Here is a 15,721-nt window from a genome sequence, read left to right as displayed (position 1 = left end):
GCGACAGGCTAGCCCTTCGCCAGCGCGCGGGAGATGACCAGCCGCTGGATCTGGTTGGTGCCCTCGACGATCTGGAGCACCTTGGCCTCACGCATGTACCGCTCGACCGGGTGGTCGGCGACGTACCCGGCGCCGCCGAGCACCTGCACCGCGTCGGTGGTCACCCGCATCGCCACGTCCGTGGCGAACAGCTTCGCCTTGGCCGCCTCGATCGAGTACGGGCGTCCGGCGTCGCGCAGCCGCGCGGCGGCCAGCGTGAGCGCCCGCGCGGCGGAGATCTGGGTGGCGGCGTCGGCCAGGCCGAACCCGAGCCCCTGGAAGTCGATGATCGCGCGGCCGAACTGGCGGCGCTCCCGGGCGTAGCCGACCGCGTAGTCCAGCGCTCCCTGGGCCAGGCCCACCGCGCACGCGGCGATGCCCAGGCGGCCGGAGTCCAGCGCGGACATCGCGATGGTGAACCCGGCGCCCTCGCCACCGATCAGCCGCTCCGCCGGCACCCGGGCGTCGTCGAAGGCGATCTGCGCGATCGGCGAGGCGTGCAGGCCCATGGTGCGTTCGGCGGCCTGCGGGTGGATGCCCGCCGTGGCACGGTCGGCCAGCAGGCAGGAGATGCCCTTCGGGCCGGGCCCGCCGGTGCGGCAGAAGATGTTGTAGAAGTCGGCCACCCGGGCGTGCGTGATCCACGCCTTGGTGCCGGTGACAGCGTACGCGTCACCGTCACGCACCGCCCGCGTGGTCAGCGCCGCCGCGTCCGAGCCACCCTGCGGCTCGGACAGACAGTACGCCCCGAGCAGCTCCCCGCCGATCATGTCCGGCAGCAGTTTGCGCTGCTCGTCGGTGCCGAACTGGGCCAGCGGGTAGCAGGACAGCGTGTGCACGCTGACCGCCTCGGCCACTGCCAGCCACCGGCTGGCGAGGATTTCCAGCACCTGGAGGTACACCTCGTACGGCTGGGCGGCGCCGCCGTGCTCCTCCGCGTACGGCAGGCCGAGCAGGCCGGCCCGGCCCAGGGTGCGCAGCACCTCCCGGGGGAACTCGGCGCGGGCCTCGAAACCGGCGGCGGCCGGGGCCAGCTCCCGGTCGGCGAGTTCGGTGGCGAGGTCCAGCAGGTCGTGGGCCTCGTCGGTGGGCAGGATCCGGTCGACGTTCATAGCGCGATGAGCTCCGTGGGGGTGGTGTTGAGCCGTTGCCCGCCGTCCGTCGTGCAGACGACGATGTCCTCGATCCGGGCTCCGTGCCGCCCGGCCAGGTAGATCCCGGGTTCGACCGAGAAAGCCATGCCGGCCTGAAGCGGCCGGGGGTTGCCGGTCACCACGTACGGCTCCTCGTGGCCGTCGAGGCCGATGCCGTGACCGGTGCGGTGCAGGAAGGCGTCGCCGAACCCGGCGGCGCCGATCACGTCGCGGGCGACCGCGTCGAGGGCCTCGGCGGTCACGCCCGGCGCGACGGCGGCCACGGCGGTGCGCTGCGCCTCCCGCAGCACCGCGTAGTAGTCCACGAATTCGGCCGGAGCGGGGCCGCCGGCCACGTACGTGCGGGTGCAGTCGGAGCGGTAGCCCGACGGCATGGTGCCGCCGATGTCGACCACCACCGGCTCGCCCGCGCCGATCGGGCGGTCCGAGGTGCCGTGGTGCGGGCTCGCGCCGTTCGGGCCGGCGGCCACGATGACGAAGTCGACGGCGGCGTGCCCGGCGGCCCGGATCGCGGCGGCGAGGTCGGCGGCGACCTCCCGCTCGGTGCGTCCGGGGCGCAGCCACTCCCCCATCCGCAGGTGCACCGCGTCGATCGCGGCGCCCGCCTCGGCCAGCGCCGCCACCTCGGCCGGCGACTTGCGGATCCGCATCTCCCGCAGCACGTCGGAGGCGAGCCGCTGGGCCGCGCCGGGCAGCACGTCGCGCAGCGCGAGGACCTGCTGTGCCCACATCCGGTCGGCCAGCCCGACGGCGCGGACCGGGCCGGGCAGCGCCGCGCGCACCAACGGCCACGGGTCGGTGCCGTCGGCGTGGTCGACGATCCGGTACCCGGCGCCGGGCGCGGCCTCGGCGTCCGGCCGTTCCAGCACCGGCACGATCAGCGTCGGCTCACCCTCGGCGGGCAGGACCAGGCAGGTCAGCCGCTCCCCCTCGCGGGCGTCGTAGCCGGTCAGGTAGCGCAGGTCGGAACCCGGGGTGAGCAGCAGCGCGTCCAGGCCCGCCGCGGCGGTGGCGCGCTGGGCCGCGATCAGTCGCCCGGCGGGGTACAGTTCTTCGACTCCCACACCCGAAGCTTAACGGTCGTTTGGGTCCGGGCGGGAGTCCGCCCACGAGCGCGTTCGCCGTACGCGGCACGGCCAGGTCGGGCACGTCGGGTCACGCCGGCATTCCCGCGCCGCGCGGTTGCGGGCGCGAGCGACCATGGAATGGTGATCCGCTTTCTGCTGAACCTGCTGTGGCTCGTCTTCGGCGGCGGCTTCGTCCTGGCCCTCGGCTACGGCATCGCCGCCCTGATCTGCTTCGTCCTCGTCGTCACCATTCCGTTCGGCGTCGCCTCGCTGCGGCTCGCCTCGTACTCGCTGTGGCCGTTCGGCCGCACCCTCGTGTCCAAGCCGGGCGCCGGTCTGCCCTCCGGCCTGGCCAACGTGCTCTGGGTGGTGCTGGCCGGCTGGTGGCTGGCGCTGTCGCACATCCTCGCCGGCGTCGCGCTCTGCGTGACGATCATCGGCATCCCGTTCGGGGTGGCCAACTTCAAGCTGGTCCCGGCGGCGCTGTGGCCGCTCGGCCAGGAGGTCGTCGAGACCTCGTAAGCGCACCGCGGGCCGACCGTCGGCGCGGCTGACGGACCGACCGCCGGCCCCGCCGTTCCCCTGCCCCGTCCACCTCTCCCCGCCACGGGGGATTCACCGGCCACTGGAACGCCATGGGTGTCTCCGGCCCTGTTAGACACCCATGGCGTTCCAGTCGCACCACGGTCGCGCGGCGACTTGACGTTCGCGGCCGAAGACGACTCGAACGATCTCGACCACCGGGACCAGAGTCCCGAAACGCAGGACGGCATGAAGATCTCGGTAGGAAGCGGCCCCTCTGAGGGCCGTTTCGTACCAAGATCTCGCGGCCTCCCGAGCGCGAGCCCGGATGCACCCGCCTGAAGCGTGAACGTCAACCGCGCCGCCGCAATGAGGCCCGGGTGCCGCGAGACCGAGACCGGCCCCGGTGGCCAGTTCCCCGTTTACCGTGATCAACCGCCCGTCACCACCCTACGGCATCCTAGGAGGATAGGTGGCTGCCGACCCTCAGTGGCCGGAAGGATGCGAATACGGCTCGCACAAACGCGGCGCTGACTAGCGTCGGGAGGGTGCGGGACGGGGTGATCGAGGCGCTCAAGGCGGATCCGGCGATGTCCGGCCTGCGCGGGTCGCTGGATTTCTACCACGGCGACCCGGCGCGCGACGCCGCCCTTGACGCGTTCTACGCGCCGCTGGTCCGCGCCGGTGACCTGGTCTTCGACGTCGGCGCGCACGTGGGCGACCGGTTGGGCAGCTTCCGCCGCCTCGGCGCGACTGTGGTGGCGGTCGAGCCGCAGCCGCTGTGCGCCCGGGTGCTGCGCGAGATGCACGCGGGCGACGGCGCGGTGACGGTGGTGGAGGCGGCCTGCGGGCATAGCGCCGGACCGGTGCGGCTGCACGTCAACTCGGCCAACCCCACGGTCTCCACCGCCTCCCCCGGCTTCGTCCGCGCCGCCGACGGGGCGCCCGGCTGGGCGGGCGAGACCTGGGACGCACAGATCGAGGTGCCGGGCACCACCCTCGACGCGCTCGTGGCCGCGTACGGCGTGCCGGCGTTCGTGAAGATCGACGTGGAGGGCTTCGAGGACGCCGTGCTGGCCGGACTGAGCCGGCCGGTGCCGGCGTTGTCATTCGAGTTCACCACCATCGCCCGGGTGGCGGCGGCGCGCTGCCTGGACCGGCTCACCGCGCTCGGCTTCACCCGGTTCACGGTGGCGATCGGTGACGAGATGGAGTTCGCGCTGCCGGGCTGGCGTCAGGCCGCCGAGGTGGCCGCGTACCTGCGCGCGCTGCCGGACGAGGCCAACTCAGGCGACGTGTACGCCCGCACCTGAGCGTCCACTCCAGACCGCCGCGGACGCCGAGCAAGGCATCGACCCTGCTCACCGCCGTGATCGCGCTCGTCGCAGCCCGGGTGCTTTTTTCACAGCTCGAACTTAGCAGTGCATCGTTATCGCTCTGTGATTGACGTGAGCCGCGCCACTTGGGTTGACTGCCACGGAACCGCTTCCGCAACCGGTTCCGAAACACCCCGCTCATCCCTGCGACCCGGGAGCGTCACGTGCCGATCACCATCGCCGACGTCGCCACCCGCGCCGGGGTGAGCAAGACGACGGTCTCCCGGGTGCTCAACGGCAAGGGCGAGGTGCACGTCCGCACCGCCGACCGGGTCCGCGCCGTGATCAGCGACCTCGGATACGTGCCCAGCGCCCGCGCGGTCGGCCTGGCCCGGGGGCGTACCCGGGTGGTGGGGATGCTGGTCCCGGCGCTGACCTGGCCATGGATGGGCGAAGTGCTCCAGGGCGCGGCCGACGTGGTCGAGGCCGCCGGCTACGGCATGCTGCTGTTCACCTGCACCCACGGCGACGAGTCGATGCGCCGGTTCGCCTCCCAGGTCTCGGCCAAGTCGTTCGACGGCCTGCTCGTGGTCGAGCCCGAGGGGACGCTCGACTACATCACCGAGCTGCACCGGCGCGGCCTGCCGGTCATCCTCATCGACGACCGGGGTCACCAGCCCGGCTTCCCGTCGGTGCGGACCACGAACGAGGCGGGCGCGCGGGCCGCCGCCGCGCACCTGCTGGCGCTCGGCCGGCGCCGGCCACTGGTCATCACCGGCCTGCGCCGGTTCGGCTGCACCCGGGAACGGCTCGCCGGGTTCGCCGGCGCCTACGCCGGCGCGGGCGTGCCGGTCGAGCCGGACCGGGTGGTGGAGGGCGACTTCACCTTCGAGTGCGGGCGCGCGGCGGTACGGCGGCTGCTCGCCGACGGCGTACCGTTCGACGCCGTCTTCGCCCACAACGACCTGTCGGCCGCCGGGGCGTTGCAGGCGCTGCGCGACGCCGGGCGGCGCGTCCCGCAGGACGTGGCGGTGGTCGGGTTCGACGACCTCCCGCTGGCCGGGCACACCCACCCGCCGCTGAGCTCCGTGCGCCAGCCGCTGCGGGAGATGGGTACGGCCGCCGCCAGCCTGCTCATCGGCCACCTCACCGGCACCCCGCTGCCGGACACCCCGACCGTCATCCCCACCGGCTTCACCGCCCGCGACTCGACGGGCGCGGGCGAGAACACGAACGACCCGGCCGAACACGCGCGGGAGCCGACCGGCGCCCGCGCCACCTGACCCACCCCGCCGCACCCGGCGACCACGCCGGCGGGCCCGCCCGCCGGTGGCACCACCGCACACCCTCCATCCACCACATCCCGCCCGAGGACTGCGGGACCACCGAGGGAGACCTCCATGAGAAGACGGCAACTCCTCGCCCTCGCGCTGGCCGGCGCGATGGTCACCGGCGCCGCCGCCTGCGGCGACAGCCCGAACGCGAACAAGAAGAGCGGCCAGGCCGCGACGGTGCTGAACATCGGCATGCCCAACGGCCCGCAGGCGGAGAACAACAACCCGTTCCTCACCACCTCGGCCGCCGCGTCGCTCGGCTACCGGTGGCAGATCTACGAGCCGCTGATGATGTGGAACCCGGTCAAGCCGGCCGAGCCGTTCAAGCCGTGGCTGGCCACCAAGGCCGAGTGGTCGTCGGACTACAAGACGGTCAAGGTGACCGTCCGCGACAACGCCACCTGGTCCGACGGGCAGAAGGTCACCGCGGAGGACGTCGCGTTCACCTACAACCTGGTGAAGAAGTTCCCGGCCCTCAACGACCAGGGCGTGCCGTACACCGACGCGACCGCGAGCGGCAACGAGGTCACCATCTCGATGGCCAGCCCGCAGTTCGTCAACCAGCAGAAGGTGCTGTGGCGGGTGCCGATCGTGCCGAAGCACCTGTGGGAGAAGATCTCCGACCCGGCCGCCGACCCGGTGAAGCAGCCGGTCGGCAGCGGCCCGTACACGCTGAAGTCGTTCACCCCGGCGACCACGACGCTCTCCGTGCGCGACAGCGGCTACTGGCAGGACGCGCCGAAGGTCAAGGAACTGCGGTACACGTCCTACACCGACAACAGCGCGCAGACCACCGCGCTGGCCAACGGCGAGTCGGAGTGGAGCTTCGTCTTCATCCCGAACTACCAGACCGTGTTCGTGGCCAAGGACCAGGAGAACCACAAGATGTGGGCGCCGCCGGTGCTGGGCATCCACGGCCTCTACCTGAACACCACGAAGAAGCCGTTCGACGACCCGGCGCTGCGCAAGGCCATGAACATGGTGATCGACCGGGCGGACATCTTCACCACCGCCGAGGCCGGCTACTTCCACCCCGAGGTCAAGAGCGTGACCGGCCTGCCCAGCCCGGCTGGTGACTCGTTCATCGCGCCGGAGTACAAGGGCCAGGAGCACAAGGTCGACGTCGAGGGCGCCAAGGCGCTGCTCACCGGCGCCGGCTACACGCTCGACGGCACCACGTTGAAGGACAAGAGTGGCAAGCCGGTCACGATCCGGCTCACCGATCCGGCCGGCTGGTCCGACTACCAGACCAGCCTGGAGATCGTGAAGGGCAACCTGGCGAAGATCGGCATCGCGGCCACCATCGACAAGGCCAACCAGGACGCCTGGTTCCGCAACGTCGAGCAGGGCAACTTCGACGCCACGTTCCGGTGGACCGAGTCCGGCGCCACGCCGTACGACATCTACCGGACCATCATGGACGGCCGGGTGCTCAAGCCGATCGGTACCGCCTCCCCGGCGGGCAACTTCGGCCGGTTCCAGAGCAAGGAGGCCACCGACGCGCTGGTGTCGTACGCCAACGCCACCGACGACGCCACCCGCACCACGGCGATGGCCACCCTCCAGAAGGTCTTCGTCGAGCAGATGCCGATGATCCCGGTCGGCGCGGACAACATCGGCGGCGCGTACAGCACGAAGAACTGGACCGGCTGGCCGGACGACTCGAACCCGTACGGCGCGCTCCAGCCCACCCAGCCCAACGCGGTGGACGTGGTGCTGCACCTCGAGCCCGCCAACGGCTGACCCGGTGCCGCCGGCCCGGCCCGATCCTCCGGCCGGGCCGGCGGCACCCGCCCCTCGCTTCGGCAACCCCAGACAGGAATGCGGCATGACGTTGACCGAGAGCGCACCGGCGCCGGCTGACGAGGTGGTGCTGGAGGCCGTCGGCCTGACCAAGCACTTCCCCGTCCGCCGGCGGCTGCGTGATCTCCTCTCCCGCACCCCGGCGGTGGTGCACGCCGTCGACGACGTATCGATCGCGCTGCGACGTGGCCGGGTGACGGCGCTCGTGGGCGAGTCCGGCTCCGGCAAGTCCACAGTCGCCCGGCTGCTGGCCCAGCTCTACCCGCGCACCGGCGGCGACATCCGGCTGCACGGCGCATCGACCCGGGTACGCGGCGGTCGCCGGTTCCGGGCGTACGTGCGCCGGGTGCAGCTGATCCTCCAGGACCCGTTCGCCTCGCTGAACCCGGTGCACACGGTCCGCTACCACCTGACCCGGTCGCTGCGCATCCACGGCAACGCCGGCACCGGGCCGGACGGGCTGGAGAAGGCGCTCGCCGACCTGCTGACGCGGGTCGCGCTCACCCCGCCGGAGCGCTACCTCGACGCGTTCCCGCACGAACTGTCCGGCGGGCAGCGCCAGCGGGTGGCGATCGCGCGGGCGCTCGGCGCCGACCCGGAGGTGCTGCTCGCCGACGAGCCGGTGTCCATGCTCGACGTGTCGATCCGTCTCGGCGTGCTCAACCTGCTCCAGGACCTCAAGGACCGGCTCGACCTGGCCATCCTGTACATCACCCACGACATCGCCTCGGCCCGCTACTTCGCCGACGAGACGATCGTCATGTACGCCGGGCGGATGGTCGAGGGCGGCGACAGCGAGACGGTCACCCAGCGCCCGGCCCACCCGTACACCCGGTTGCTGATCGAATCGGCGCCGGACCCGGAGCGGATCACCGGCGCGGGCGGCGACGGCGCGGCGGCCGGCGAGCGGGGCCACGGCGAGCCGCCGAGCCTGATCCGCCCGCCGGCCGGCTGCCGGTTCCACCCGCGCTGCCCGGCGGCGATGCCGCGCTGCGCCACCGACCTGCCGCCGCCGATTCCGGTGGACGACGCGCCCGGGCACTGGGCGGCGTGCTGGCTGTTCGACCCGGACACCGTCGCGGCGCAGAAGGCGGCGAAGGCGGAGGACGCCGGGACGGAGGCGGCCCGATGAGGTTCCTGCTGCAACGGGTGGCCTTCTACCTGTTCACCGCCTGGGCGGCGATCACGCTCAACTTCTTCATCCCGCGGATGGTGCCCGGCGACCCCGTTCAGTCGCTGATCTCCCGCAACCAGGGCCGGATCAGCGCCGACGCGATCGTGTCCCTGCGGGTGCTGTTCGGGCTGGACTCCGACCGCTCGCTGTGGGAGCAGTACGTCGCCTACTGGGGGCAACTCCTGCGCGGCGACCTGGGACTGTCGTTCACGTTCTTCCCCGCCCCGGTGTCGGAGGTGATCGGGAACAGCCTGCCGTGGACCGTCGGCCTCGTCGGTGTCACCACGATCGTCAGCTTCCTGCTCGGCACCGCGCTCGGCGTCGGCGCGGGCTGGCGGCGCGGCTCGTGGATCGACGGGCTGCTGCCGGCCACCACGTTCCTCTCCTCCATCCCGTACTTCTGGCTGGGCCTGGTCGCGATCGCGCTGTTCGCCGGGCCGGGCAGCTTCTTCCCGTCCTCCGGCGGCTACGAGCCGGGACTGGTGCCGGCGTTCGACGCGTACTTCATCCCGAGCGCGATCCAGCACAGCATCCTGCCCGCGGCGACCATCCTGGTGTCGTCGATGAGCGGCTGGATCCTCAGCATGCGCAACATGATGGTCACCGTCGCCAGCGAGGACTACATCACGGTGGCGCACGCCAAGGGGCTGTCCGAGCGCCGGGTGGCGCTCAGCTACGCCGCCCGCAACGCGCTGCTGCCCAACGTGTCCGGGTTCGCGCTGTCGCTCGGTTTCATCGTCGGCGGCACGCTGCTCGTGGAGATCGTCTTCTCGTACCCGGGCCTCGGGTTCCAGCTCTTCCAGGCCGTCGGCTCGAAGGACTACCCGCTGATGCAGGGCATCTTCCTGATCATCACGATCTCGGTGCTGGTGGCGAACCTGCTCGCCGACGTGGCGTACCTGCTCCTCGACCCGCGGACCCGAAAGAGCTGAACGATGACACTCTCCCCGTCCAGCATCGAGCAGGTCGTCCCCGGCCAGGAGGCGATGGCGCAGCCGTCGGCCCGGGCACGCCGCCGCCGGTTCCGCTTCGTCGCCAACGCCAAGGCCGCGACCGGCCTCGCCGTCCTCGGGGTGTACGTGCTCCTGGCGGTGATCGGGCCGTGGATCGCGCCGTACGACCCGGACTCGCGCAGCGCCGACGTGCTCCAGGCACCCTCGACCCGGCACTGGTTCGGCACCACCCACCTCGGGCAGGACATCTTCAGCCAGATCCTGGTCGGCGCACGCAGCGTGATGGTGGTGGGCCTGACCGCCGGCGTGCTCGCCACGATCCTGTCCATCCTCATCGGCGTGACCGCCGGCTACCTGGGCGGCGCGGCCGACGAGGGCCTGTCGGCGGTGTCGAACGTGTTCCTGGTGATCCCGGCGCTACCGCTGATCATCATCATCACGTCCCTGGTCGACCAGGCCAGTGACATGCTCGTGGCACTCGTCATCGGCCTCACGTCGTGGGCGTGGGGCGCCCGGGTGCTGCGCGCCCAGACGCTGTCGTTGCGGCGCCGCGACTACGTCGAGGCCGCGCGCGCCACCGGCGAGCGGACCTGGCGGATCATCGGCTTCGAGATCCTGCCCAACCTGACCGCGATCATCGCCTCCGGCTTCGTCGGCACCGTCATCTTCGCGGTGATGTCGGAGATCACCCTGGCGTTCATCGGCGTCTCGTCGGTGACGTCGTGGAACTGGGGCACGATCCTGTTCTGGGCGCAGGGACAGCAGGCCCTGGCGCAGGGCGCCTGGTGGTGGTTCGTCCCGGCCGGGCTGGCCATCGCGCTGCTCGGCACCGCGCTGGCGCTGATCAACTTCGGCATCGACGAGTTCGTCAGCCCCCGGCTGCGGACCGGCGGCCGGACCCGGATCCGTACCGCCGACGGTCGCACCGTCGCGATGCGCGTCGGGTTCACCCCGGTGCTCGCGCCGATCCCGGCGCCGGTCCCGATGCAGCGGCCGGCGGACCCCACCCGAGAGGACGCGACCCCATGAGCGACCAGGTGCTGGAGATCCGCGGCCTGTGCGTCGACTACGGCGTCGGCGCGGACGCGGTCCGCGCGGTCCGCGACGTCGACCTGACGCTGCACCGCGGCGAGGTGCTCGGCCTGGCCGGGGAGAGCGGCAGCGGCAAGTCCACCCTCGCCTACGGGCTGACCCGGCTGCTGCCCCCGCCCGGCGTGGTCAGCGGCGGCCAGGTGATCTACCACCCGGCCGACGGCCCGCCGGTCGACGTGCTCACGCTCAGTCCGGCGAAGCTGCGCGAGTTCCGCTGGGCGGAGACGTCGATCGTGTTCCAGGGCGCGATGAACTCCCTCAACCCGGTGCACAAGATCTCCACCCAGTTGCTCGACGTGATCCGGGCGCACGAACCCACCAGCACGGCGGCGAGCCGGCTGGCCCGCGCCAAGGATCTGCTGCGCCTGGTCGGCATCTCCGCCGACCGGCTGGACAGCTACCCGCACCAGCTCTCCGGCGGCATGCGGCAACGGGTCATGATCGCGATGGCGCTGGCGCTGGAGCCGCAGGTGGTCATCATGGACGAGCCGACCACCGCGCTGGACGTGGTGATGCAGCGGCAGATCCTCGGCCAGCTCGCCGAACTACGTGAACGCCTCGGCTTCGCGGTGCTGTTCATCACCCACGACCTGTCGCTGCTCGTCGAGTTCTCCGACCGGATCGCGATCATGTACGGCGGCCGGATCGTCGAGGAGGCACCCGCCGCCCGGCTGTACCGGGAGCCGCTGCACCCGTACACCGAGGGGTTGCTGCACTCGTTCCCGGCGCTGCACGGGCCGCGCCGCGAGCTGACCGGCATCCCCGGCTCCCCGCCGGACCTGCGCGCCATGCCGTCCGGCTGCGCGTTCCACCCCCGCTGCCCGAAGGCGTTCGACGGGTGCGACGAGCAGGTGCCGGTGCTCGGTGTGCCGCGCCTCGACGACCCGGCGCGGGCCGTCGCGTGCAGGCTGCACCCGGCCGTCGCGCCCCTGTCCCGCTGACCCGCCCGACACGACCACCCGCTACCCGCGAGGAGAACCATGGACACCGACCTCACCCGCCCGTCACCAGTGGCCGGTCCGGACCCGATCGACACGCTGCCGCCGACCTTCCGGTGGGGGGTGGCGACGTCGTCGTACCAGATCGAGGGCGCGGTGGCCGAGGACGGCCGCACCCCGTCCATCTGGGACACGTTCTGCCGGGTGCCGGGCGCTGTCGCGAACGGCGACCACGGCGACGTGGCGTGCGACCACTACCACCGGATGCCGCAGGACGTCGCGCTCGTCGCGGACCTGGGACTGGACACGTACCGGTTCTCGGTGGCCTGGCCGCGGGTGCAGCCGGGCGGGCGCGGCCCGGCCAACGTGGCCGGGCTGGCCTTCTACGACCGGCTGGTGGACGAACTGCTCGGCCGGGGCGTCGAGCCGTGGGTGACGCTGTACCACTGGGACCTGCCGCAGGAGCTGGAGGACGCGGGCGGCTGGCCGAACCGGGACACCGCGTACCGGTTCGCCGACTACGCGGAGCTGGTCCTCGGCGCGCTCGGCGACCGGGTCCGCACCTGGACCACGCTCAACGAGCCGTGGTGCTCGGCGATGCTCGGGTACGCCTACGGCGACCACGCCCCGGGCCGGCGGAACCTGGGCGACGGCATCGCCGCGGCCCACCACCTGCTGCTCGGGCACGGGCTGGCGACGCGGCGGCTGCGGGAGGCGGCCCGGTCACCGATCGAGCTGGGCCTGACGCTGAACCTGTCCACCGCCGACCCGGAGACCGGCAGCGCGGCGGACCGGGACGCGGCGCGGGCCGCCGACGGGCTGGCCAACCGGCTCTACCTCGACCCGGTGCTGCGCGGGGAGTACCCGCAGGACGTGGTCGCTGACCTGGCCGCCGAGGGGGTGCGGATCCCCGTCGAGGACGGTGATCTGGACGTCATCGCCACCCCGATCGACGTGCTCGGAGTCAACTACTACTTCGGTCAGCTGCACTCCGGCGTGGACGAGCAGGGCCGCGAGCGCGACGACGACGGCAGGCCGGTACGCCGGGTGGTCCGCCGCGACCTGCCGCGTACCGCGATGGACTGGGAGATCGTCCCGGAGTCCTTCACCGACCTGCTGGTGCGGCTGCACCGCGACTACCCGGGCACGCCCATGGTGATCACCGAGAACGGCGCCGCGTTCGCCGACGAGCCGGACGCCGAGGGGTTCGTCGCCGACGACGACCGGGTCGGCTTCCTCACCGAGCACCTGCGGGCGGTGGCCCGGGCCCGGGCGGCCGGCGCCGACGTGCGCGGCTACTTCGCCTGGTCGCTGCTGGACAACTTCGAGTGGGCGTACGGCTACGACAAGCGGTTCGGCATCGTCCGGGTCGACTACGACACGCAGCGCCGCATCCCCAAGCGCAGCGCGCTGTGGTACCGGGACACCGTGCGGCGGGTCCGCGGGCAGCGCTGACGCCGCGGCGTGGGCCGGGCGGTCAGTGACGGCGGCCCGGCCCCCGCGCCGGGCCCGGGCGGGCGGCCGGGTCGCGGAGCACGCCGCCGTCGCGCAGCAGCCGGGTCATCGGCAGGGTGGCCGCGCCCATCGCGACCGCGTCCGGTCCGAGCCGGCACAGCTCGATCGAGGTCTGCGCGTACGGCTGGCGCAGCGCGTGCCGCGCGGTGGCCTCGCGGATCGCGGGCAGGTGCCGGTCGCCCAGGGCCAGCCCGGCCCAGCCGCCGAGCACCACCCGCTCCGGGTTGAACAGGTTCACCAGGTTCGCCACCCCGGCGCCCAGGTAGCCGACCGTCTCGTCGACCACCTTCGTGGCGGTACGGCCGGTGGAGCGCAGCAGCTCACCGAAGGCGGTCTCCTCGTCCGCGCCCGGCGCCGGTCGGCCCCGGTTGGCCTGGCGGAACCGGTCCAGCACCGCCTCGGCGCCGACGTACGCCTCCAGGCAGCCGAGGTTGCCGCAGCGGCAGCGGCGGCCCCCGTACACGATGGTGGTGTGGCCCCACTCCCCGGCGCTGCTGTGCGCGCCGCGGTAGCCGACGCCGTCGGCGACCACGCTCGCGCCGACCCCGGAGCCGACCAGGGCGACCACCGCGTGCCGGACGCCGCGGCCGGCGCCGAACCACATCTCTGCCTGGCCGAGCGTCTTCGCGCCGTTGTCCACGTGCACCGGCACGTCGGTGCCGGCGCGCAGCATCGCGCCGAGCGGGACGCCGTCCCAGCCGAGCGTCTGGGCGTGCACCACGGCGTCGGCGGTGCGCTCGACGGTGCCGGCGACGGCGACGCCGAAGCCGAGCACCGCGGCCGGGTCGACGCCCGCCTGCTCGGTGACCGCGGCGAGGCCGTGCCGCAGGTGGGCGGCGACCCCCTCGGGGTCGGGTTCGGCGGCGGCGATCGGATACTCCGCCTTGGCCAGCGCGGTCATGCTCAGGTCGAACAGCTCCACCTGGACCCGGGTCTCGCCGACGTCGGCGCCGACCAGGTAGCCGAAGCCGGGCGCGACGCGCAGCAGCACGCGGGGGCGGCCGCCGTCGGACTCGACCGAGCCGGCCTCCTCGACCAGGCCCTCGTTGATCATCTCGCCGACCAGATTGCTGACGCTGGCCAGGCTCAGCGCCGTGGATTGGCCCAGCTCGTGCCGGCTGAGCGGGCCGTCCAGCCAGATCCGGGTCAGTAGGACCGACCGGTTGGCCCGGCGCATGTCACGCACCGTGGTGCGTCTGGCGTCCACGTCCGCCGCCGTCCTTCCCGGCCGCCCGCGGGCGGCGTCCGTTCCTGCGTCTCGCCCTGAGCGGGGTGGTGACAGGGTACGCCGCATTTACATTTAACAAAGTTAACTGATAGCCTCCGGCGCATCGATGAGGAGGTATGTCATGCGACTCGGACGTGGGATGACCGCTCTGCTCGGTGGCGTCGCGCTGCTCGCCGCCACCGCCGCCGCCCTGCCCGCCACCGCCGCCACACCGACCGGCGCCGTCGGCGCGCTCGTCGCCTGTGACGCGCCGGCCTGGGCCGAGGGCGTCACCTGGACCGCCGGCAGCCGGGCCACCTATGGCGGCCGGCTCTACCAGGCGCTCGTCACGCACACCCCGCCGGCCGGCGCGGGCTGGACCCCGGCCGCCGTACCGGCGCTCTGGACCGACCTCGGCGCCTGCACCGGCGGCACGCCGTCGCCGAGCCCCACCACCCGGCCGCCGTCGCCCTCCCCCACTGCCTCTCCTTCCGCCTCCCCGACGGTCTCCCCCACGCGGACGCCGACCGCCTCCCCGAGCCCGACGACGCCGGGCGGTGACACCTGCGCGCTGCGGTCCCGGCCGTCCGGCAAGGTGCTCCAGGGCTACTGGGAGAACTGGGACGGCGCCGCCAACGGCGTACACCCCGGCCTCGGGTGGATCCCGATCACCGACTCCCGGATCACCGGGCACGGCTACAACGTGGTGACCGCCGCGTTCCCGGTCATCCGCGCCGACGGCACAGTGCTCTGGGAGGACGGCATGGACGCCGGCGTCAAGGTCCCCACCCCGGCGCAGGTGTGCCAGGCCAAGGCCGCCGGGCTCACGGTGCTGCTGTCCATCGGCGGCGCCACCGCCGGCATCGACCTCAGCTCCAGCGCGGTCGCCGACCGGTTCGTCGCCACCGTCGTACCGATCCTCAAGCGGCACAACTTCGACGGCATCGACATCGACATCGAGACCGGCCTGACCGGCAGCGGGAACATCAACCAGCTCTCCCCCTCGCAGGCCAACCTGATCCGGATCATCGACGGTGTGCTGGCCCAGATGCCGGCCGGGTTCGGGCTGACCATGGCGCCGGAGACCGCGTACGTCACCGGCGGCAGCGTCACCTACGGCTCGATCTGGGGCGCGTACCTGCCGATCGTGAAGAAGTACGCCGACAACGGGCGGCTGTGGTGGCTGAACATGCAGTACTACAACGGCTCGATGTACGGCTGCGCCGGTGACTCGTACCCGGCCGGAACGGTGGCCGGTTTCGTCGCGCAGACCAACTGCCTCGACGCCGGAATGGTCGTACAGGGCACCACGATCCGCGTACCGCTGGACCGGCAGGTTCCCGGGCTGCCCGCGCAGGTCGGTGCCGGTGGCGGCCACATGAGCCCGGCACTGGTGGCCCAGGCGTGGAACACCTACCAGGGTCGCCTCAAGGGCCTGATGACCTGGTCGGTCAACTGGGACGGGTCGAAGGGCTGGACGTTCGGCGACAACGTCCGGTCCCTGCAGGGCCGCTGAGCCGGTGGGGCTCCGCGTTCCACCCCGGCGCGGAGCCCCACCCCCGGCAGAGCCCCACCGCTGGCGCGGGTTGCCGGACCCTGCGAGGCTG

13 protein-coding genes are annotated in these 15,721 nt (G+C 72.7%); 10 read left to right on the top strand and 3 right to left on the bottom strand.

Annotated elements, in window-relative coordinates; all coding sequences use genetic code 11:
* Positions 1–8: 8 nt before the first annotated feature.
* Complete coding sequence (locus tag KSK32_RS27090) at positions 9–1,151, bottom strand: acyl-CoA dehydrogenase family protein (protein ID WP_216927939.1); 1,143 nt, start codon at positions 1,149–1,151, stop codon at positions 9–11.
* A complete protein-coding gene (locus KSK32_RS27085; protein ID WP_216933773.1) occupies positions 1,148–2,257 on the bottom strand; it encodes a Xaa-Pro peptidase family protein in 1,110 nt (369 codons plus the stop codon). The genes KSK32_RS27090 and KSK32_RS27085 overlap by 4 nt, the downstream gene beginning before the upstream one ends.
* A gap of 144 nt (positions 2,258–2,401) precedes the next feature.
* On the opposite strand from KSK32_RS27085, the gene KSK32_RS27080 reads away from it, so the two are divergent.
* The 9 genes from KSK32_RS27080 (at position 2,402) to KSK32_RS27040 (ending at position 12,847) form a co-directional block, all read left to right on the top strand.
* Positions 2,402–2,782 (top strand): YccF domain-containing protein, encoded by a 381-nt coding sequence (locus KSK32_RS27080; RefSeq protein WP_216933771.1) that lies wholly within the window; start codon positions 2,402–2,404, stop codon positions 2,780–2,782.
* A gap of 590 nt (positions 2,783–3,372) precedes the next feature.
* The gene (locus KSK32_RS27075; protein WP_216936386.1) at positions 3,373–4,095 is read left to right on the top strand and encodes an FkbM family methyltransferase; all 723 of its coding nucleotides are present in this window, start codon (positions 3,373–3,375) and stop codon (positions 4,093–4,095) included.
* Positions 4,096–4,322: 227 nt separating this feature from the next.
* Positions 4,323–5,381 (top strand): LacI family DNA-binding transcriptional regulator, encoded by a 1,059-nt coding sequence (locus tag KSK32_RS27070; RefSeq protein WP_216933769.1) that lies wholly within the window; start codon positions 4,323–4,325, stop codon positions 5,379–5,381.
* 117 nt (positions 5,382–5,498) lie between these two features.
* A complete protein-coding gene (locus KSK32_RS27065) occupies positions 5,499–7,175 on the top strand; it encodes an ABC transporter substrate-binding protein (protein ID WP_216933767.1) in 1,677 nt (558 codons plus the stop codon).
* Positions 7,176–7,260: 85 nt separating this feature from the next.
* Positions 7,261–8,367: an ABC transporter ATP-binding protein gene (locus KSK32_RS27060; RefSeq protein WP_216933765.1), complete on the top strand. Its 1,107-nt coding sequence runs from the start codon at positions 7,261–7,263 to the stop codon at positions 8,365–8,367.
* On the top strand, positions 8,364–9,341 hold the full coding sequence (locus tag KSK32_RS27055; protein WP_216933764.1) for an ABC transporter permease: 978 nt from the start codon (positions 8,364–8,366) through the stop codon (positions 9,339–9,341). The genes KSK32_RS27060 and KSK32_RS27055 overlap by 4 nt, the downstream gene beginning before the upstream one ends.
* A 3-nt stretch (positions 9,342–9,344) precedes the next feature.
* Positions 9,345–10,391 carry an ABC transporter permease gene (locus KSK32_RS27050; RefSeq protein ID WP_216933762.1) on the top strand — a complete coding sequence of 349 codons (1,047 nt, stop codon included), beginning with the start codon at positions 9,345–9,347 and terminating at the stop codon, positions 10,389–10,391.
* The gene (locus KSK32_RS27045) at positions 10,388–11,395 is read left to right on the top strand and encodes an ABC transporter ATP-binding protein (RefSeq protein ID WP_216933760.1); all 1,008 of its coding nucleotides are present in this window, start codon (positions 10,388–10,390) and stop codon (positions 11,393–11,395) included. Before KSK32_RS27050 ends, KSK32_RS27045 begins: the two co-directional genes overlap by 4 nt.
* A gap of 39 nt (positions 11,396–11,434) precedes the next feature.
* The gene (locus KSK32_RS27040; protein WP_216933757.1) at positions 11,435–12,847 is read left to right on the top strand and encodes a GH1 family beta-glucosidase; all 1,413 of its coding nucleotides are present in this window, start codon (positions 11,435–11,437) and stop codon (positions 12,845–12,847) included.
* A gap of 22 nt (positions 12,848–12,869) precedes the next feature.
* On the opposite strand, the gene KSK32_RS27035 is transcribed toward KSK32_RS27040, so the two are convergent.
* Complete coding sequence (locus tag KSK32_RS27035; RefSeq protein WP_216933755.1) at positions 12,870–14,114, bottom strand: ROK family transcriptional regulator; 1,245 nt, start codon at positions 14,112–14,114, stop codon at positions 12,870–12,872.
* Positions 14,115–14,256: 142 nt separating this feature from the next.
* On the opposite strand from KSK32_RS27035, the gene KSK32_RS27030 reads away from it, so the two are divergent.
* The gene (locus tag KSK32_RS27030) at positions 14,257–15,630 is read left to right on the top strand and encodes a glycosyl hydrolase family 18 protein (protein ID WP_216933753.1); all 1,374 of its coding nucleotides are present in this window, start codon (positions 14,257–14,259) and stop codon (positions 15,628–15,630) included.
* Positions 15,631–15,721: the final 91 nt, after the last annotated feature.

It is taken from the genome of Micromonospora sp. WMMB482, from assembly GCF_019038635.1.
Lineage (GTDB): Bacteria > Actinomycetota > Actinomycetes > Mycobacteriales > Micromonosporaceae > Micromonospora > Micromonospora marina.
This window is presented reverse-complemented; position numbering and strand designations above follow the sequence as displayed.